At 27.3% G+C, this 550-nt stretch carries 1 pseudogene; it reads right to left on the reverse strand.

Annotated elements, in window-relative coordinates:
- Positions 1-190 (reverse strand): annotated as a pseudogene (locus tag AC27IT_RS28035) (poly-gamma-glutamate synthase PgsB); the annotation flags it as partial.
- Positions 191-550: the final 360 nt, after the last annotated feature.

Consider the following 550-nt stretch of genomic DNA (forward strand, 5'->3'; position numbering starts at 1 on the left):
TTCCTATAGTTTTATATCCAGCTTCTGTTACGATTCCAGTTATCAATCTAGTAACTGTTGATTTTCCGCGAATGCCATTAACATTTATCCTCACCGGAATAGAATCGATATTTTTTTGATGTTTAACCTGTTCCCATGCTCCATAAGCAAATACTAGAAACAAACAGATTAAAATAATACTAAGCACCATTTCGATTGTTTCCTCCTTATTTCGACTATCTTTTTTAATAGGAAGCTTCAACCATAAAAATAATTATAATTTAGCCCTATATTTCAATTTTTTTACTTAACTTTTATAGTTAATCATACCTAGCTAAGTTTATCAATAAGAGAATTAAATGTAATTTATGTTATTTACTAGTAATTAAACCTCTTTGACCTCCTGCTATTACAGCATTTGATGCTCCCTAAGCAAATTACTTCATCTATAGTCTCAAAAACCTAAATCCAATAAAAAACCAGTCGAATGTCATTGTATTTTTTATGAGTAAAAATAGCTATTTATATGGTAAAATATAAAATAATATTCATTATAAAGTTTCTTTTTTAA

The sequence above is a fragment of the Brevibacillus sp. YAE8 genome, assembly GCF_057543335.1.